At 36.7% G+C, this 19,762-nt stretch carries 20 protein-coding genes; all 20 read left to right on the forward strand.

The features are described 5' to 3' along the window. The first annotated feature begins 5 nt into the window (after positions 1-5). A complete protein-coding gene (locus LRR81_RS13815; protein ID WP_231789964.1) occupies positions 6-800 on the forward strand; it encodes an MBL fold metallo-hydrolase in 795 nt (264 codons plus the stop codon). Positions 801-897: 97 nt separating this feature from the next. Then, entirely contained in the window at positions 898-2,118 is a 1,221-nt protein-coding gene (locus tag LRR81_RS13820; protein WP_231789965.1) for a S1C family serine protease, read from the forward strand. Between the two features lie 316 nt (positions 2,119-2,434). Beyond that, positions 2,435-2,590 carry a CxxH/CxxC protein gene (locus tag LRR81_RS13825; RefSeq protein WP_231789966.1) on the forward strand — a complete coding sequence of 52 codons (156 nt, stop codon included), beginning with the start codon at positions 2,435-2,437 and terminating at the stop codon, positions 2,588-2,590. 82 nt (positions 2,591-2,672) lie between these two features. Next, positions 2,673-3,152: a 23S rRNA (pseudouridine(1915)-N(3))-methyltransferase RlmH gene (gene rlmH / locus LRR81_RS13830; RefSeq protein ID WP_231789967.1), complete on the forward strand. Its 480-nt coding sequence runs from the start codon at positions 2,673-2,675 to the stop codon at positions 3,150-3,152. Between the two features lie 101 nt (positions 3,153-3,253). Next, complete coding sequence (locus LRR81_RS13835) at positions 3,254-6,358, forward strand: Eco57I restriction-modification methylase domain-containing protein (protein ID WP_231789968.1); 3,105 nt, start codon at positions 3,254-3,256, stop codon at positions 6,356-6,358. 14 nt (positions 6,359-6,372) lie between these two features. Continuing rightward, positions 6,373-8,289 (forward strand): Eco57I restriction-modification methylase domain-containing protein, encoded by a 1,917-nt coding sequence (locus tag LRR81_RS13840; RefSeq protein ID WP_231789969.1) that lies wholly within the window; start codon positions 6,373-6,375, stop codon positions 8,287-8,289. Positions 8,290-8,431: 142 nt separating this feature from the next. Beyond that, on the forward strand, positions 8,432-8,884 hold the full coding sequence (locus LRR81_RS13845) for a JAB domain-containing protein (RefSeq protein WP_231789970.1): 453 nt from the start codon (positions 8,432-8,434) through the stop codon (positions 8,882-8,884). Positions 8,885-8,898: 14 nt separating this feature from the next. Next, positions 8,899-9,414 carry a DUF1643 domain-containing protein gene (locus LRR81_RS13850; RefSeq protein WP_231789971.1) on the forward strand — a complete coding sequence of 172 codons (516 nt, stop codon included), beginning with the start codon at positions 8,899-8,901 and terminating at the stop codon, positions 9,412-9,414. Positions 9,415-9,471: 57 nt separating this feature from the next. After that, entirely contained in the window at positions 9,472-9,756 is a 285-nt protein-coding gene (locus tag LRR81_RS13855) for a hypothetical protein (protein WP_231789972.1), read from the forward strand. After that, on the forward strand, positions 9,753-9,989 hold the full coding sequence (locus LRR81_RS13860) for a hypothetical protein (RefSeq protein ID WP_231789973.1): 237 nt from the start codon (positions 9,753-9,755) through the stop codon (positions 9,987-9,989). The genes LRR81_RS13855 and LRR81_RS13860 overlap by 4 nt, the downstream gene beginning before the upstream one ends. A 77-nt stretch (positions 9,990-10,066) precedes the next feature. Continuing rightward, positions 10,067-11,074: a hypothetical protein gene (locus tag LRR81_RS13865; RefSeq protein WP_231789974.1), complete on the forward strand. Its 1,008-nt coding sequence runs from the start codon at positions 10,067-10,069 to the stop codon at positions 11,072-11,074. 178 nt (positions 11,075-11,252) lie between these two features. Next, the gene (locus tag LRR81_RS13870; RefSeq protein ID WP_231789975.1) at positions 11,253-11,729 is read left to right on the forward strand and encodes a hypothetical protein; all 477 of its coding nucleotides are present in this window, start codon (positions 11,253-11,255) and stop codon (positions 11,727-11,729) included. Next, positions 11,729-12,352, forward strand: a complete 624-nt coding sequence (locus LRR81_RS13875; RefSeq protein WP_231789976.1) for a hypothetical protein — start codon at positions 11,729-11,731, stop codon at positions 12,350-12,352. Before LRR81_RS13870 ends, LRR81_RS13875 begins: the two co-directional genes overlap by 1 nt. 71 nt (positions 12,353-12,423) lie before the next feature. Then, positions 12,424-14,103, forward strand: coding sequence for a DNA primase family protein (locus tag LRR81_RS13880; RefSeq protein WP_231789977.1), 1,680 nt, complete (start codon positions 12,424-12,426; stop codon positions 14,101-14,103). A 261-nt stretch (positions 14,104-14,364) separates the two neighbouring features. Further along, entirely contained in the window at positions 14,365-14,907 is a 543-nt protein-coding gene (locus LRR81_RS13885) for a recombinase family protein (RefSeq protein WP_231789978.1), read from the forward strand. Then, positions 14,879-16,567 carry a recombinase family protein gene (locus LRR81_RS13890; RefSeq protein ID WP_231789979.1) on the forward strand — a complete coding sequence of 563 codons (1,689 nt, stop codon included), beginning with the start codon at positions 14,879-14,881 and terminating at the stop codon, positions 16,565-16,567. The genes LRR81_RS13885 and LRR81_RS13890 overlap by 29 nt, the downstream gene beginning before the upstream one ends. 17 nt (positions 16,568-16,584) lie before the next feature. Next, positions 16,585-16,875 (forward strand): hypothetical protein, encoded by a 291-nt coding sequence (locus LRR81_RS13895; protein WP_231789980.1) that lies wholly within the window; start codon positions 16,585-16,587, stop codon positions 16,873-16,875. Positions 16,876-17,183: 308 nt separating this feature from the next. After that, positions 17,184-17,498: a hypothetical protein gene (locus tag LRR81_RS13900; protein ID WP_231789981.1), complete on the forward strand. Its 315-nt coding sequence runs from the start codon at positions 17,184-17,186 to the stop codon at positions 17,496-17,498. Positions 17,499-17,600: 102 nt separating this feature from the next. Further along, complete coding sequence (locus LRR81_RS13905) at positions 17,601-18,644, forward strand: restriction endonuclease PLD domain-containing protein (protein ID WP_231789982.1); 1,044 nt, start codon at positions 17,601-17,603, stop codon at positions 18,642-18,644. A gap of 206 nt (positions 18,645-18,850) precedes the next feature. Further along, positions 18,851-19,693: a hypothetical protein gene (locus tag LRR81_RS13910; protein WP_231789983.1), complete on the forward strand. Its 843-nt coding sequence runs from the start codon at positions 18,851-18,853 to the stop codon at positions 19,691-19,693. Positions 19,694-19,762 lie beyond the last annotated feature (69 nt).

The following is a 19,762-nucleotide window of genomic DNA, read 5'->3' on the forward strand; positions in this document are numbered from 1 at the left end:
AAGCAATGAGCATGCAATTTAGCGTACTTGCCAGCGGAAGTACGGGAAATGCCATTTTTGTCGAGACGGAAAATGAATCACTGTTAGTGGATGCCGGCTTGAGCGGCAAGCAGCTGGAAGGGCTGCTGAAGGAAATCAGCCGGACACCGAAGCAGCTGAGCGGGATCCTTGTAACACACGAGCACAGCGACCATATTAAAGGGCTCGGCGTCATGGCCAGGAAGCACCAGCTGCCGGTATATGCAAACGAAAAAACGTGGAAAGCCATGGAGAACCTGATCGGCGAAGTGCCGACAGAGCAGAAATTTGTCTTTCCGATGGAACAGGTAAAAACATTCGGTTCGCTTGATGTCGAATCATTCGGCGTTTCCCATGATGCCGCAGAGCCGATGTTCTACGTGTTTCACCATGAGGGCAAAAAGCTGACCCTGATCACAGACACCGGCTATGTAAGCGACCGGATGAAAGGAATCATCCGCAATTCCAATGCCTTTGTGTTTGAAAGCAACCATGATGTCGACATGCTCCGCATGGGGCGGTATCCATGGAACATTAAACGAAGAATACTGAGCGATGTCGGCCACGTGTCAAATGAAGATGCAGCCCTTGCGATGACAGATGTGATCGGCGATGACACAAAGCGCATTTACCTCGCCCATTTAAGTCTTGATAACAATATGAAAGACCTTGCCAGAATGGCCGTGCAGCAGACGCTTGAAGGCAAAGGCTTTGTCACGGGCGAGCAGTTTGACCTGTATGATACCGATCCGAAAACACCAACCCCTCTCTTCACAGTGTAAGCGTGCAATTCGTCTTTTAGCGTTTGCTTCCGTATAATTATGGATAAAATAAACCATATTCTAAAATGCGAAGCTATAGCGAAAGGACAGGTAGCAGATGGGATACTATGATCAGGATTATGACCAGAGCCGCCGGCCAAGAGGCAATCGCGGCGGCTGGTTTCTGGCAGGATTAACAGGTGCTTTGCTAGGTGCTCTTATTGTCATTATTGCCCTACCCTTTCTCAGCGGCCTCGGCCTTATACCGGGACAAACTGACGTTCAGCCCTACTTAGGCGAAACAAAGCCTGCAGGCCCTGAAAAAAATGTCAACGTCAACGTGAACACGAATGTCACAAACATCGTTAATAAAGTATCCTCTTCTGTTGTGGGGGTCATCAATATCCAGGACTCCGGCGGATTTTGGGACAGCGGCAAAGGAAATGGCCAGGAAGCGGGTTCCGGTTCCGGCGTCATTTATAAAAAAGACGGCGGCAATGCCTTTATCGTCACCAATCACCACGTCATTCAAGGCGCCAACCAAGTCGAAATCAGCCTCCACGACGGCACCAGGCTGCAGGCTGAAATTCTCGGCAGCGATAACCTGACAGACCTTGCTGTGTTAAAGGTAAAAGGCGACAAGATCAAGGAAGCAGCCACATTCGGCAATTCTGATGAAGTCAAACCAGGCGAACCGGTCATTGCTATCGGCAATCCGCTCGGCGAACAATTTGCCGGATCTGTCACACAAGGCATCATCTCTGGTACAGAGCGCGCCATCCCAGTTGACTCAGACGGAGACGGTCAGCCAGACTGGAACGCAGAAGTGCTGCAGACGGATGCTGCTATCAACCCCGGCAACTCCGGCGGTGCCCTAATGGACATTGACGGAAATGTCATCGGCATCAACTCCATGAAAATTGCCCAATCAGAGGTAGAAGGCATTGGTCTTTCCATTCCGGCCAACCTTGTTAAGCCCGTTGTCAGCGACTTGGAGCGCTTCGGCGAAGTGCGCCGGCCATTCCTGGGATTAAGCATGAGATCGCTCAGCGACGTATCTGCTTATCACCAGCAGGAAACCCTTAAACTGCCTGACAGCATTAAGAATGGTGTTGTGGTATATGATGTCAGCCCTTCTTCCCCAGCGGCAAGAGCAGGCTTTCAGCAATTTGATGTGATCGTGGGCATGGACGGTAAGAAGATAGAAGACATTTTCGGTTTGAGAAAAGTTCTTTATACGAAGCGGCCAGGTGATACGGCGAAGATTGATTATTACCGGAATGGGAAAAAGCAATCGGCGTCTGTGAAGCTGGTGGAGCAGAGAACACAAGGGAGCTAGGAATAGCTCTCTTTTTCTTGTGAGTATCGCTCTTTATAAAAAGGCTGTTGATTTCCGCTGCAGTCGTCCGCTTTCCGCGGGCAGTGCGGGAGCCTCCTCGTCGCTTTGCTCCTGCGGGGTCTCCCGTCACTTGCACTCCCGCAGGAGTCTCCCGCCTGCTGCTCCAATCAACAGGAGTGAAGAAATAAAGATTCTTTCCCAACTTCAGAAAGGAAATAAGAATATCTAATAACGCGCTTGCGCTTTTCTTAAATGTGGATACGATAGAAGTAGAAAAGATAAAGATATCCCCATGTGGATAAAGGAGGACAACACCATGAAATGCTGTGATGAACACGTGGAACTGGCAATTGACATCTATGTAGATGAAAACGAACTGGCTCCGGAAATAATAAAAATTGACCAAAATGCAGAGTTACCCACAACCTGTGAATACTGCGAAAACCCTGCTGTATATATAGTTGGGAACTAATATTCGCCCCCAACATACAGAAAACTATCCACAGCTGTGGATAATAAATGCTAATAATTTGTTTTAAAGGTGGGGAGTACCTGTGAATATCACCATTTGCACAGTAGGCAAACTAAAAGAGAAATATTTAAAGCAAGGAATAGATGAATACTTGAAGCGGCTGACCCCATATGCCAAAGTGGAAATAATCGAACTGGCAGACGAAAAAGCACCGGAGAATTTAAGCGAGCAGGACATGCTGATCGTGAAGGATAAAGAAGGCGAACGGATCTTGGCGAAGATTTCTGATGATATGCATGTGATTGCCCTGGCGATTGAAGGGAAAATGAAATCATCGGAGCAGCTTGCAGCGGATTTGGATAGATTGGCGACTTATGGGAAGAGCAAGGTGGCGTTTGTTATTGGAGGATCGCTTGGGTTGAGTGAGGCGGTTATGAAGCGGGCGAATGATACGCTTTCGTTTAGTAGGATGACGTTTCCGCATCAGTTGATGAGGCTGATACTGGTTGAGCAGGTTTATCGGAGTTTTCGGATTAATCGGGGGGAACCGTACCATAAGTAAATGAGGTTTTTTGCACTAAGATTTGTTAAAAGTTTAACTTCTATATATTTCCTCTATGGTACAATTATCTTATAAGAGATTGTATCATAGGGGGATTTTTTATGAATACAGAAGCAAAAGATTTACTAAGGGTATTTATTGAAGAATATGAAAACCATAAAGATGCGTTAAAAACCGCCTCTGAACAAACTATGAGGACATGGATAGATAGATTTTTATCGATTTTTGATTGGAACTGCCAAGATATTAATCAAGTACAACAAGAAAAAATGGTGTCTAAAGAAGAAAGAGAAAAATTAAGGAAAATCGGGTCAACACATTCTAAACCAGACTATACATTAAAAAACGGAAGAGTTAGAGTGAACTTTTTAGATGCTAAGGACCTTCAAGATAACTTAAAGGACAGTCAGGATATTGCATTCCAGGCAAGGTCTTACGGCTGGTCTGCGGGGATGGAATGTTCAATTGTAACTAATATTGAAGAATTAGTTTTTTATGGCTGCTCCCAAGAACCAAAACAAGATGACTATGTAGAAAATGAAAGGCTTTATTTTAAGTTTGATGAATATCTTGATAATTTTGATGTTATTTTTGATTTGTTAGCAAGAGACAATGTACTAAATGGTACACAATCCCTTGTTCTAGCTGAGAAATTTTCAATAAGAAAAGCTGACAAGAAAGATTTAGACCTTTCCTTTGCTCAATTGTTATCCGATTTTAGGCTTACTCTAGCTAGAGACTTATATAAAGCAAATCCTGAAATTATTAAGGATAGTACAGATAGATTAAACTCAATTGTACAAAGTATCACAAATAAAATCCTTTTTATTAGAATTTGTGAAGGAAGGTCTCTTGAAGAAGAAGGCTTACTACTGAGTTTTTTAGAAGGTGATTTCTGGGATAGTTTTATTGAAAAAGCAATAAAGGATTATGAAACAGGTTATGATGGTCCGATATTTAGCGACATAGATGAGTTAAAGATGTTGAATTTTAATAATGATACATTTGATAATTTTATTCAAAACATGTATGAACCATCACCTTATAAGTTTGATGTAATTCCGGTGGAACTAATTGCAGAAATGTATGAACGATTCTTAAGTGTAGAAATCGCGTTACAAGGCGATGAGGTTATTGAACAAGATAAAGAGTTTTATGTGAAGCAACAAGGTGCTATTAGTAGTCCTAAATATATGGTTGACTACCTACTTAACAAAACCTTTAACGGACTAAAGGAAATCAAAAACTTAGACGAGTTATTTAAATTAAAGATTTTAGAACCAGCATGTGGAAGTGGAACTTTTTTACTCGGAATTTTAGAAACTTTAGAAAAGAAAGCAATCGAGCTTTACAACCAAGGGTCAATAAATTCCAAGCAAGAGAAGCTATTCATAACATTGGAAGGCAATGTCTTCCCAACAGTTGAATTGCGAAGGTCATTAATTAATAACTGCATCTATGCAATTGATATGGATTACCCCGCTGTACAAGTTGCAAAAATGTCTTTAGCACTTAAGTTAATTGAAAATTTTTCATTGCCTAATTACAATAACGAGTTTGGACTTAATAAGGAATTGCTTCTAAAAAATATTGGTCAAAATATTTATCATGGCAACACCTTGGTTGGCTTTGACATTTTAGAAAAGTTTGAGGAAATTGAAGAGAATATAGAAGTTTTAGGAAAGATAGTTCCTTTTGATATTAAAGATGAAATTGTAGATGTGTTTGGGGAAGCAAGAGGTGAATTAAAGGGGTTTGATTTCGTAGTTGGTAACCCTCCGTATGTGGAAACTAAAAGGTATATAGATGGTTTACCATACTGTAGAGAGTACTTTAAAATCACCTATAACTTAGACGATGAGAAAGCTGATATGTCTATCTATTTTATAGAGAAATGCTTAGACCTTCTAAATGAAAAAGGAAAGTTAGGATTCCTTTGTCAAAGAAGATTCTTTAAAACTCATTATGGTGAAAAAACTAGAAAATATTTGTCAAAAAACACAGCTATTGAAAGTATAGTCGAGTTCGAAGCAATTGATATCTTTAAAGATAGAACTACTTATATAGCGATGATGATTATTAATAAGCTAATAGCAGAGAAGGAAGATTTTAGCTATTTAAGAATCGTTGAAGATGCCTTATTGTTAAAGCATAGGTTAAAGCACATTGGAGATAGTGAATTTCTGAAAAAGGATATCAGTGTTTTAAGTCAAAATACTTGGAATTTTACTGATAACGATGATTTGCAAAATTTAATAACGTCATTATCCAGCAAATTTACCACCTTAGGAGAACTAAAGAAGCATGGAATATGTGACATCCATGGTGGTATCCAGGTTTTAAGGAATGACGTCTATTATATTAATGAAGCAAAAATAGATGAAAAAGAGGGTACTGTATCAGGTGTAAATCGCAGAAAAGATAAAGGAGCTATTAAGGAAGTTAAAGTAGAGCTAGAAGCTTGTCGCCCGATAATTGCCAATAAAAACTTCTATAAGTTTAAATCTATAACTCCTACCTATTATGCAATTGTACCTTATACATTGGAAGAAACAACACCCATAGGTTTTCAAGATTTAAAAGAGAAATACCCAATGTGTGCCGAGTATTTATCAACCCAGGAATCTTATATTAGGGAAAAGAATAAAGAGGTTTATGAAGGTGATAACTGGCATCATTTTTCAAGAACTACGAACTTGCACCTTTTTTCAGGAAGGAAAATATTATTCCCAATGACAGCAAAAGAAATTATTGCTGCATATACTGATGTGCCAGTTTATCCTGATAATGCTAATATGTGGGGATTAAAATTCACTGAAGAGGATAGAGAGTTTCATTTAGCTCTTACTTCGTTGCTAAACTCAAAATTATTTAGCGTTATTGCCATTTATTACTCAAACCCACAGGCTAATGGATATAGAAAGATGAACAAGCAATTTGTTCTTCCTGTTCCAATTCCTTATGATAAAATAAAAAGTGAAAATGAAACAAGAGAAAAGCTAGAGAAATTCGCAATTGATATTAATAAATTACAGATAGATTTACAAGAAGCAAGTACTGATGGAAAGAAAAGAACAATTAGGACTTTACTGCGAAAGAATATTCAAAATCTAAATTCCTTTATATATGAGTTATATGAATTGAATGAATTCGAAAAACTTACTATAGAGGAGAGCTATAATGCTTATATGACAATTAAAGACTAAGGATTGATATAGAAGTGGACATTAGAAAATTTGTTAAGCATATTAATGGTTTTAGTCAAGAAGTGCCAATTATTGAAAAGCTTATTTTAAGATACTATATAGATTTTAATTTGATTGAGAACTTAGAAAGCAGTGAGACTTTAAAGTCTTACTGTTTTCTCGTTACAGAAGAAGAATACAATGAATTCAAAAAAAGGGTAGATTTGTATTTTGAGAAAAATAAGGTTGTAAATTTTAATTTAGATATGCTTGTAAATACCTTTGAGTTATTAATTCCTAAGGAAGAAAGAAAAGCTAATGGTATGGTCTTTACTCCTGAAGAAATTAAGTCATTTATAGTAAATAAAATAATGAATGTAAACAAAAATCAAATTAACGGATTAAGAATATGTGACCCTGCTTGTGGTTCATCCTCATTTCTTATAACAGTAGCTCAATTTCTAAATAACAAATACAATATCCCTTATCAATATATCATTGAAAAAATGATATATGGGGTAGATATTTACTCTCATAATATCGAAAAATCTAAATTGTTATTACATTTAACAGCTTTAGAAGATGGAGAAGTTTTAGATAAAAAAGTTAACTTTAATCTTATTGTTGGTGATTCCTTAAGTTTGGATTATGAAGAAACCTTTAAGGAAATTTTCAATGACCAAAGGCAAGGGTTTGATTTAGTAGTTGGAAATCCCCCCTATATACGAGCAAAGAATATAAGTCCCGAGATTAAAAATTCTTTAGATAGATGGGAAGTCTCAAAAGTAGGAAATCCGGACCTTTATATTGCCTTTTTCCAATTAGGATTAGAAATTTTAAATGAGAAAGGGATTCTAGGTTATATTTCTGTTAGCACGTTCCTGACAAGTGTAAATGGTAGAAACCTTAGAGGTTACCTATCGGACAAAAAGTATAAAATTGAAACCATTAATTTTAAAGATGCTCAGATGTTTAAAGGTGTGACTAGTTATACATGTATTAATATAATTAATAAAAGCACCCTGGAGGATAACATTTTATATTCATCACTAGATGATTTATCCGATTATGATGTGAATGGTTTGAATGCTATTCCTCTTTCAACATTGGACAATAGCAAAGGATGGAGCCTGGGGGATTTAACGACACTTAACAAAATTAATAAAATGAGAAGATTTTCTAAAAAGCTGGGCGACTATGGGCTAAAAAATGGAGTTGCTACATTAGCTAATGATATCTATATAGTTACAGCTAATGAGTTTGATGATAAATATATGTACTTTTACAGTAAAGATGGAGAGAAATTTAAGGTTGAGAAAGAACTTTGTAGGAGAATTGTTAAACCCAATATCCTAAAATCACAAGATGACTTGGTTTCCAAAATGGAATATTTGATTTTTCCGTATAAGCTAGGTTTAGATGGGAAGTTCAAAGTAATTGAGGAAGAAGTATTGATGAAAGAATACACAGGTACCTATCAGTACTTTCTTCATTACAAGGATAAATTGCTTGAAAGAGATAAAGGAAAAGCGATAGATAAATATCCTGCATGGTATGCTCTTGGTAGAACACAAGGCCTTAATAATACTGGTAAGAAGTTGCTACTACCTTATATGACAGACAAGCCTGTTGCAATTTTAAGTTTAGAAGAAGATATTTTATTTTACTGTGGGTATGCATTGTTTTCAGATAGCACTGAAGAACTTGCTTTACTAAAGAAAATTCTTTACTCCAAAGTTTTCTGGTACTACGTAGTTAGTACAAGTAAGCCGTATGCAAATGGTTATATGTCTTTTGCAAAAAATTACCTTAAAGAGTTTAGTTTACCTCCTTTCACGGATGAACAAGTTGAGGTAATACGCAATGAAGAGAATCAAGCTGTTATTGATGAGTTATTGCAGGAATTATATGAAGTAGAATTTGAAGAACAACTTTCATTGTTACCTCAATGAAATGATGCTCTTAGTACTAGAAAACTGTATTTACTCGAAATTACAAATATATATTATAGTTGAGACTTTAAAGAGGGTGCAATTATGCTTAATGAAGCATAATTGCACCCTCTTTTTATTTTAATTAAAGGAGAGATGGTAAATGAAAAATTTATCTGCAAAGAGGGTCAACATTGTTTCAGTGAAACTGGTTAGAGAGTCTAGTATTCTCTATAAAAAAAGAAGTATCCGTTCACCTCAGGATGCGTATGAATTACTAAAAACCTTTTTGGAAGATAGGGACCGGGAGCACTTTATTGTTGTAACCTTAGACACCAAGAACCAACCAGTATCCATAAACGTATGCCATATAGGTAGCTTAAATGCCAGTATTGTCAGTCCTCGTGAAGTCATGAAATCAGCTATCTTATCATCAGCAGCGAGTATCATGGTGGCTCATAATCACCCATCTGGTGATACTAAAGAATCTCGGGAAGACGTGGAAGTAACCAAACGTCTTGCTGAAGCTGGAAAGTTGATGGGGATTGAGCTATTGGACCATATAATTATTGGAGATGGTACCTATAATTCTTTAAAAGAGAAAGGCGTAATTTGAAAGGAGTAAGGGCAGTGAAAACAATAAAAAACACGCTAAAAACAGAAGTCACTTATGATGACGAAATGAGAAACAAATATCTTATTAGGAAAGAGTGGGACAAGAACAAGAAAAAGGCACTTGTTATCATGAAAAGCGCAGGCCAGGCGGATGAAATTGTGCAAGACCAAACAACAATGTACGTCATTAATAACCTTTCAAAATTGGAATACGGTGTGGCAGAAATAGTCAATTTATTTCCATCCCTGGATGGTGACGAAACAAAAGAGTCCAGTCTTGAAAATTTGAAGTGTATTCAAGAAGCTATCGCTAGAGTGGATGATGTCATAATAGCAGTTGGTAAAGGAGTAGAAACAAACAAGAAAGCTGTTGAACGGTTGAATATGATTTTAGCTCTATTGCTAGATAAGAAAGCAAACATTCTTCAATTAGAAGCAAAATTTGGCCGAAAAGGTTTTCATCCTCTCTATCCTGCACTGAAAAACCAGTGGAAATTAGTAGGGTATGAGGATAGCGAGAAGGCAGGATAAAAATATTATGTATGAAAGGTACAAGTCATGTTTAGTATTGAGCAGTTGAAAGTTTTTATGAAAGAGAAGTTTGGTGTAGCAGTTGAACCGGATGAAGTAGGAGAGGAAACGGTGCTTCTTTATCACGAGGAACTGGACGAGGAACTTATTTCAATAGTTGTGAAGCGGATTTTACCGAATCCTGTTTCATTTCAAACGTATATATACAATGAAGAATCAGAGTGGATTGTTGGTGTTGCTACAGAAGCAGAAACCAATAGTCCGCTCTTTTTAGTTTGTCTAAAAGACGGAGAGAGGATTTATGAAGAGTTCTTATTCAGAGAAAAGGATAATGAGAAATGATATATACAGCGTATGTTAATGAATTAGAAGAACGCTCCTATCAGCACGTGACCTTTGATATGGAAGATTGGTCTTTTGTTTATTTCACAGCGGAAGATAAGGGTGAAGAAATCGAAATAAAGATTTGTCTCGAAAGCGAAAACATTTATCAACGAAAAATGGGATTTGAAGACTGGTGGTACGTGGATTACTTAGAAGGGGATATTGTCTTAAGTGATATTGGTGTAAAATAAAGGGATGAAAAATCGGAAACGAGATTCCGATTTTTTTTGATAACAGAAGGGGTATAACCTTCTAAGGAGTTGAAAAAATGGATAAAAAAATCACTATGTATCAAATTACTAAAGAATTACTAGTACTAAAAGGTGAAGACATAGATACAATTCCTGCCGACGTAGTAAAAGATGCCAACCCTAATAATTGTAAATATTTTAAAAAGGTCTTAAATTCAGTAGCTATAGATGAAGAAATATTTAAGAATAAAACTGGATTTTCTTTTAACATAGATTCTACAGAAGCCATTAAATCAATAATTAGAGGCCATGTTACTTACAGTAGATTGATGCAAAAGCATCCAAAGGATAGAGATTTAAAACTTTTAAACGAGCTAACATCTTATATTAAAACGTTGTTAATTAATGAGATTGAAGAGCAATTTACTTTACAGTCAATTTTAGCAAAACTAGAACTGGTAACATTCAATGAAAGGCAACAACTGAATAAGTATTTGCAAAATTTGAGCATACCAAACCTTGAAGAGACATTAAGTCCCACAGATGAAGAAATATTACATATGTATTATATTGAAGAAATGGTTTTACTAAAAAGGAAGTTTGAACATATCCGTGAACTTTTCTCCGAAATTAGAGCAGAAGAGGTTGTTAATAAGTCGGCCGAAGAAATTGTAAACTTGAACTCTGATGAATTATTAGAAGAAATAAGTCCATCTAAGGAGAAGATTAAGTTAGACCGTTTAGTTATAAAAGATTTATTAGATACTAAAAAGCGGAAAGATACCATGGTACAGAAAACCATTGAAGAATTGGCTAATCAAGCTGGACTAAAAGAAAAAGAAATTATCAGTGAGTTAAAAGTTTTTAGGAAGAAAGGGTATAAGGAGCATAGCTTGTTCGAACTAAGTAACGAAAGAAACTATGTAGGCGCTGAAGAATATGCTTCACCATACGAAATTTTAGAGCAAGCAAAAAAAGAATATAAAGAATCCAAAAGCAAAGAGCCAAAAAAATCACCCTCTTCGAAAGAGATGATGGCACTGAAAGAAATACTAAGAGCAAATGGATTTTTAAAGGGACAATAGTGTGAAATGCACTATTGTTTTTTTTTGAGAAAGGGTGTCTCAAATTTCTATTTATGAGATACCCATTGGTTATAAAAGCATATGGCATTATATGAATTGTAGAAAGCAGTTAGCTCTTCAAACCTAGGAAATCAGAATAGAGTTTTGAAAGCTAACTATATTTTAGGAGGGGAAATTGATGCTGTTGAAAGAACAAACTCAAACATATTACAAAGGAAAATTGACCTTCATTAATAATGGTCAGGAGCATATTGGGTTGGAAAACATTTCTGGGAAGGAACAAAGATTAATGGAGAGGTATGATTTTGGAGATGAGATATTCGATGAAAATGGCGAAAATGATTTCGCTGTCCTAGATGATGTCAATACAGTAAAAAATGTAATGGTCTTTGCGGAAGTTAACCGCTACAGAGAAAAACTTTTGTCAGATATGCAAGATGGAGAAAGAAGTAAAGTTATTAGTCTTATTATTGACAATCTCAATAAGTTTCACGTAAAACCTGTTGCTTATGAAGTGAAAGCTGATTCCATTGTAGTTGCATGGTATCTCAATACTGTGATAAATACTTTCAGATTTTCTGAGTCTATTGAGGCTTTAGTAGACTTCTATGAAAAGGAAAAAAACAACTGTGAAGAATTGGAGGTATTGGAGTAGTGGCACTAAAAAAAGTAAGGCGTCCAGTATTGAATGGTGAAAAGGAAGTTTCAGAAGAGAAAGGATGGAACAATGTGTTGGACAAGAATAATGCAGAAGAGGGATGGAATAGTCCAGTTGCACCGAGACAATCGGCGAATAGCGACCTTATTGCCCCAGATATGCAACATGATTCCTTTAATGAAGATAGTAATGTGTATGAACCAAACAAGCAGAGAAATGATTCCGCATTAAACCGTACCATTTCTTTTTTCGGGGACAATGTGAAATTGCCAAGGAAGGCAAAAGTTGAGCAAGGTAACTATGACTTCCGTATTGACAACATAGCTAGTAAAGAAAATGTAGCAGGGAAATTCGGACCATATGACCAGTTGTATATTACGTTCTCTGTTCAAAAGATGGGTATGGAATTACCTCAGCAAATTACTATCCCATATATCGTATCAACAAAAGCTGAGTCGCCATTTATGGTCTTTCTTTCTAGCTTTAAAACCCTTTTTCAAGGGCAGAACATTACGATTAATCAATTAGTTGGATTGGTTGGAACATGTGAAATAAGCCATTTTGAACCAGCTTCAGGTGATATATATGAAAGATTACTAGTTAAAAGCGTAAATTCATAATATTAATAAGCATTTTTAAGAGTGGAATAGGCTCCATAAGCCTATTCCCTACCCAAGTAAGGAGAAATGACATGCCAACAGTAAACAACCTGAATGATTATATTTCAAACTATCCAATTAGCAAAGTAAAGTTGCTAGAATCGACTACAACAACAAAAACAAAAATACTGTCAATAGATAATAAAGAGAATCTTTCTCTACTTGTTACAGCAGTTAAAATGGTTTCTTATGAAGAAGGTGCTGCCTTCTTCTCTGCTTTGATGAATCATGTACATGATTCATCAAGACAAATTGCGATTGAAATGTACAATAAAGCGGAATTAGTGTCTGAATCCCTCGTTCCGTTAGACCTACTGGAAGAGTTAAAACTTATCCTTATGGTTGGAAAAGCAGAGGAACGTGGCTATTTATATGATGAAAAGAAAAACAGCTACAAGTTCAATGCTAACGCTTTTGCAAAGCACTTTATAAAAAGATGCCATGTTCGCTCTACAAAGGATGGTCGATTGTTCCTTTACAACAGAAAAGGTGTGTATGAAGAACTCTCTGAAGTTAGTCTTGGAAAGGTCCTACGAACAATCATGCACGAGGGCAGATGGAACAGTTGGAAAAGCCCCTATGAAGCCGAAGTAGTAAAAGTGCTTCAACGTGAAGCAAATACTGTTGACGAAATGAATACAAATCGTAACTACATTAATGTGAGGAATGGGATGCTCAGCTTGACAACCTTTACACTTCAACCTCACTCACCTGAATTTTTATCAACTGTACAAATTCCGATTGAGTTTGACCCTAATGCCACTGCTCCTCATTTCATGACCTTTATGAAAGATATTACCATTGATGATTGCCAACTAATCAATGTTCATCAAGAGTTAGTTGGGTATTGGCTGACGGTTGAAACCAAAGCTGAAAAGGCAGTTTATTATTATGGTGGCGGAGCTAATGGCAAAAGTGTCATGGCTTCCATAATTACTGCTCTTGTAGGTGCAGATAATGTTAGTAGTGTCGCTCTCTCGGAATTCAGCCAAACATTTGGCATGGAAACCCTTATTGGGAAGTCGCTTAATATTGCAGCTGAGAATGAAATGGGTGGTAAAGCACTCAAAACTGAAAATTTTAAGGCAATGGTTAGTGGAGATAACATCACTATTAACATTAAGTATCGACCAGCTATTAGTTATCGCCCATACTGCAGATTGGTGTTTTTAGTCAATAATCTTCCCGACTCAACAGATGTAACAGAAGGGTATTTCCGAAAACTTATTATCGTTCCTTTTCCAAGAACCTTTAAAAAAGAAGAACGAAACGTAGAGTTGAAAGATGAACTGCTTAAGGAACTGCCTGGAATTCTTAATTGGGCGATATTAGGATTGAAGCGGTTGAGAAGTAATAACTATCAGTTCAGTGCCTGTAAAGCAATTGAAGAAACCGAACGTGCTTACTACAATGAGCAAAATCCAGTGAGAGAATTTTTTCATTCTCATGTAGTCAAAGAGGACGGTTTCCGCACTAAGCAATCCGACTTTCACCATACGTATAGTCAATGGTTAAATATTCAAGGAATTGACGACAAAGGAACAAAATCTCGCCAAGTATTTTGGCGCTATTTCAAAGTGATTTTAGACAGTGAAAATATCCCGATTGTAAAGAAGAAAGTCAAAGGAACTGTCTACTATGACGGAATAAAGCTGATAAAATTGGAAGATTTCCAGTTCCCTACTCTAGCTGGCGATATTATTCAGTTCTAAGGGGGTGTAGGGGGTGTGTGAAAAGCAAAAAAACTGCACAATACCAAAAGTTTAAAACCCAATGAAAAAAGTTTTGTTTTAGCTAACCACCCCTCCCCCCACTTTCTTACAAAGAAATGAAATATATATTATTACTACGACGAGGAGAGCTTGCAATGAACGAAAAAGGAGATTCTACTTACGAATATCAAAATCTTTTAGACATGTTAGCAGAAATGGTCACAGAATATCTTACAAAACACCCCAAAGGAGGAAGTTCCAATGATAAGTAGGGATGATACTGCACAGCAGAACCAAGACAAGATTGTAATTTACACAAGAAATACATCGTGGACCCAACCCGAGGGGTACAGAACTCATCGAGACGTCCAGGTCTTAAAAGACAAGTGTGAGCGGGTTGGATATCAAGTCAGTAGAGTCTACTGGGAACCAAGCTTGGAATCTCATGAGAAAAGAAGAAAGGTATTGAAGCAAATGATGAAGGATGCTGCTGAAGGTTTGTTCGGAGTAGTCCTTGTTTGGGATGTATTTACGCTTTCTTCTGATGGGGAAGAACTTCAAAAAATAGAAAGAGAGCTTGCAAGATATGGGGTGGAAATTTGTTCAGTAACGGAACCTTTCGACACTTCCACAGGAGAAGGATTGAGAGTGTTTGAGTACATGTGCAAATTACTCAATACGAGACATTTAAGGTTAGCAGCCATGCAAGGGATTCCGCTGTCACTGGTGGCACGTTGGTCAATTGAAGATGAAAACAAAAAAGGGGGTGAACTTGATGCCGAACTATGCGAGACAGCTCGATGACCAGCTTGACCAATTCAGCCGGACTGGAACAAAGAAAAGAGCAGCTATCTATGCTCGAGTCTCCACATTGGAACAGGCAGAGGAAGGCTACAGTATTGATGAACAGGTCCGAGTACTAAGGGAAATGTGCGAGCGAGAAGGTTATGTTGTCCATAAGGAATACGTGGATAGGGGTAAAAGTGGAAAAAATATTAAGGGACGACCTGCTTTGCAACAACTACTACATGATGCCAATAGTAAAGACTTTGAATTAGTGCTTGTTTGGAAGGTGAATCGCTTTTCTCGAAAGACGAAAGACTTGCTGAATATTGTTGAAGAACTTGAAGGGAAAAATATTGTTTTTCGCTCATATACTGAAAACTATGAAACAGCAACTCCTGCTGGAAAAATGCAGTTCCGTATGTTGGCAGTTATTGCAGAATTTGAACGAGATAATATCGCTCAAAACGTAAAAATGGGGATGTTAGCAAGAGCTAAAGAAGGGTCGTGGAATGGCGGGCAGGTTCTTGGTTATGATGTTGTGAGTGCTCCAGGAGAAAACCGTAAGAGAAAACTCTCAACACTTGTTGTTAATCCAACAGAAGCGCAAACGGTCCGAAAGGTATTTGACCTTTACGTTGAGGGGAATGGTTACAAATCCATCGCAAACAAACTCAACAATGAAGGACATCGGACAAAAAAGAACAAAGACTTCTCCATCAACGGGGTAAAAACGATTTTAAGCAATCCCCTTTATGCAGGATTTATTCGTTACAATGTCCGGAGAGATTGGAACGAGAAGAGGAGAAACAATATCAATCCTCACCCTGTAATTGAAAAGGGGCAGCACGAAGCCATCATATCAGAAGAAACATGGGAAAAAGCAAAAAATATCATGGCGAGCAGAAGCGGCAAGCCTAACCGGATACATGACGGCGAGTTCCCTCTCACTGGTATCATGAAGTGTCCTGCATGTGGGGCAGGAATGGTAATTGGCAGGACAACGAATACACTCAAGGACGGAATAAAAAAGGTTCTGGAGTATTATGTATGTGGAGCTTGGAAGAACAAAGGTTCAGCGGTTTGTCGCTCGAATGGAGTAAGGACGGATTATGCAGACCCTTATGTACTTGAAAAGCTATCAAACATAGCAACAAGTGATGTGCTTATAGAGCAAATTGTTGAACGTATTAATAACAAGAAAGAACGAGATTCTTCTCCGCTTCAGCACGAATATGAGACCTTGAAAAAGGCACTAGAATCTAATCAACAAAAGAAAGAGAAAGTCCTTGGTTTGTACGAAGATGATTTGATTCAAAAAGCAGACCTTGTGCAGCGGCTATCCACTTTGAATGAAGAAAAGGAACGACTTGAAGAAAGACTATCCCCAATTGAATTACAAATGGGGGAAGGTGGTACACAGCTTATAAACTTTTCAATGGTCAAACAGGTCATGCAGAACTTCAAAAGTGCCTATCAAGAGTCATTGACCAGAGAGCAGAGGAAAAGGCTGATGCACCTGCTCATCCGTCAAATCACCATCAGTGAGGACCGAAAGATTGATACGATACAAATACAACTCAATAAAGAAGTTGCAAATCACTTCACCTTTAAAGGGGGAGAGGATTCATCTATTACGGATGAGTTCTCTCCCCCTTTTTCTATTTTAATTAACCTATAAAAAGGAGCAAATTACCTATGAGCGTTATTAATGTATTCAGGAATTACATGGAGGAGCATCACCCACAATTAGCTTGGAAGGACTGGAAAGCGGACGTTAGAACTCTTTCAGTAGATGACATAAGCAATGAAGAGGTTAAGGCTACTATTCCAGATGAAAACAAACCAGAACTAACATGTTGGGTATTCTTCTACGATGGCGGTGCATCAAACGTTGTGTACTTATTACAGGATAAGCATGGTTTGAAGGATATCGGAATTGGTCTGTTGAAAGATGGTGAACTTGTTAAGCCTATTAGCTTCGTATGAAGAATTGGCAGCTGGAAAGGTAAGACAATCAATACGCTTAAAAGTCAGAGAGGTTTGCTCTATTAAGAGTTTTCGTCTCTATTTTCGTGTTTTATTTTACGGTAAAGGAGGTGAGTTCATGACACCAATTGACCTTTTTAAAGCAGGTGTGGCGTTTGGCGTATCCATCTATGTGTATGTGAAGAAAACAATAGCCGAAAAATAAAGGGGGGAATTATAATGCAATACTTTTTAATGGGAACAGTGGTTGGAATTGTAGCTTGTTTAGTATCAGAGCTTACACAGAATCCTTCAAGGAGTTATCGTTGATGAAAAGGATTCAATGTTTGACAGACCTTAATAACCTTGCAGGAGATATACCAGATGAATTGTTAAACTACCTAAGCAGTGAGTTTTCTCACCTATACGAGTATCTAAGTAATGGTGAAAGGATTGAAGAATTTCTTCTTGAAAATCATCAAGCAATATTAATAGTTGAGGATTCTAAAGAATTAGACTTACTGTTACAAAATAGATTAGAACTTGAATATGTTGAAGAAATACAACTAAATTCTTACTTGTGTTTGAGAATAGGAATTTCTCAGTTAGAAGATATACAATTACATTACTATTTGAGAGTGTAAAAGAAAGTCAAATTCTCCCTTACTATTCATAGAAAGCAAAAATTAATTAATGTATACTAAAATAGGTAAATTGTTACAGCTCTATGTGAGGTGAGGGAGATTATGAAACTATTAAATAATATTTTTTCTAGCCATTATATTGAAGTTAAAAAAATTCTCTTAAATGCAGATGAGCTTATGATAATAAGTCCATTCCTCATGGAGTCATTTGATGATTTTTTTAGAGACCTAAACGATAGGGATATCAGACATATTTCGTTGATAACTACACTAAAAGATAATAGTCCTGATTTATTAAAAAAATCAAACTCACTCTATTCCTTTGGCGTGAATTGCCAAAGAAATAATATAAGTTTCAACGTCCGTATTGACAATAAGTTGCATGGAAAAATCTATGTATCTTTGAAATCAGGAGTACCACTCCAAGGTATTATTACTTCTGCTAATTTTACTAATTCTGGATTAGAAACTAATCATGAATGGGGCGTTCTAATTGACGATAGTAATCATTTATTAAAATTAATTAGTGAAATCAATAGTGTTGAAAGCAGAGTATTAACTACTACAGAATTAGAAGAAATAATAAAAAAGATAGATGCCTTTTCTAAAGCGACTCCTATGTCTAAAGAACCAAAAATAAGTTTAACTGTCAGTGATATACTGAAAAAAAGAAAGCATACAGTTACATCTGATAAACGTTACTTTATTAAGCCCGTTGGAGTATCGGACGAGCCCTTTTCTGAGCAGAGGAGACTATCGACAGATATACAAGAGCTTCATTTCTCTAAGAAGAAACCTACTTCTGTAAGAGTAGGAGATATTCTCATATGCTACGGTGTGGGAACGACTAAGTTGTTAGGTTACTTTGAAGTTATTGAAGGTCCTTATTATTTGGAAGGGACGTCTAGCAGATGGCCTTGGGAAGTTAAAGGTAGGAACCTTTGTCCAGCTTATAGTCAAAGATGGAATACTTTTGATAATACAATTTCAAGCATACAAGCTTCATACGATTTTATTGCACCTATAACGAAAAATAATAAGGGGAAAAACCTTAATGGGTTAATGTTTGGATTAGATAAAATTCAGCTGACAGAAGAATTTGCTAGTCATGTAATTAATATAATAGATGCCTCTGTTGCTGAGTAAGGCTGCAGTTCAGTAAAGAAAAAAATATGTGGATTGAATACTATTTAAGTTCAACTTATATGTATTAAGTTGAATAGACATGGGCGAAGAAACTATGAAAGATTTACAGTCTATTTCCATCTTCTCCATTTTAAATGCTTAAAGTCGATGGTTATAAATTCCATTGTAAATTTTCAAAGGAAATTCAATGTTTAGGAGGCAAAAGATTGAACATCTTTCAGTATCAGGGACAAGAAGAAGACCATTATACACACATACTAATGTGTATCTTAGATTATAAAAACCAGTTAATTTTACCTCAGTTTCTTAAGGAATTAATTCCGCAGGAATCTCTTGATTTTCAACATACTTCCTTGTCTATACATACTAGAAAGAAATTTTGTCCCCAACCACAAAAAGAGTATGAGTTTGTTATTGGTATTGCTCCATATAAAAGTGGTTTACCTCATTCAGAATTAGAGGATAATTCCGGGTCAATACCAGATGCATGGATTTGTGGAGAAAATTTCAATATACTTTTTGAATTCAAAATAAGAGGAGTTTTAGATGAGGGACAAATATCAGCACATAAAAGATTGATAGGTAAGGAAGATGTTCAAGTTATTCGTCTTACATGGGATAATATTATGGAGAGTTTGGAAGAGATTAAAACTGATGATGAAGTTCTTCGTTATCTATTACAAAATTTCTTAATATTAAAAAACAAATTCAGGTCCAAGAGGCGTTCGTCAGGTATGCCTAAAGAAATTATACGTCATATAAATAAGAGTGACGAACTTTATTTTATTATAACAGGTAGTAAGTCACATAAACCATATAAGGTAGATAAAGTCTATAATAATAAGATTGAGCTATTACAAGACGATTTATCAGGTATAACTGCTGCCCGTAAGTATATTGCTCAATATGTAAATCAAAATAAAGATTCACTTCCATTTGATTATTCAGGAGATGCTACGGTAATAAATGACTTTTGTGTTGCTCCTGGGAGAGCAGAAAAAAAGAATCAGTGGAATCAATGGAGATTAGGTTCCTTTTTAAGAACATAATTAGATTTAAGGTTTTAAAGAGTAATTATTATAGTTTAGGAAAAAAATAAAGCTCACTTTTTAAAGATA

The sequence above is a fragment of the Metabacillus kandeliae genome (assembly GCF_021166585.1).
GTDB classification, from domain to species: Bacteria; Bacillota; Bacilli; order Bacillales; family Bacillaceae; genus Metabacillus_B; species Metabacillus_B kandeliae.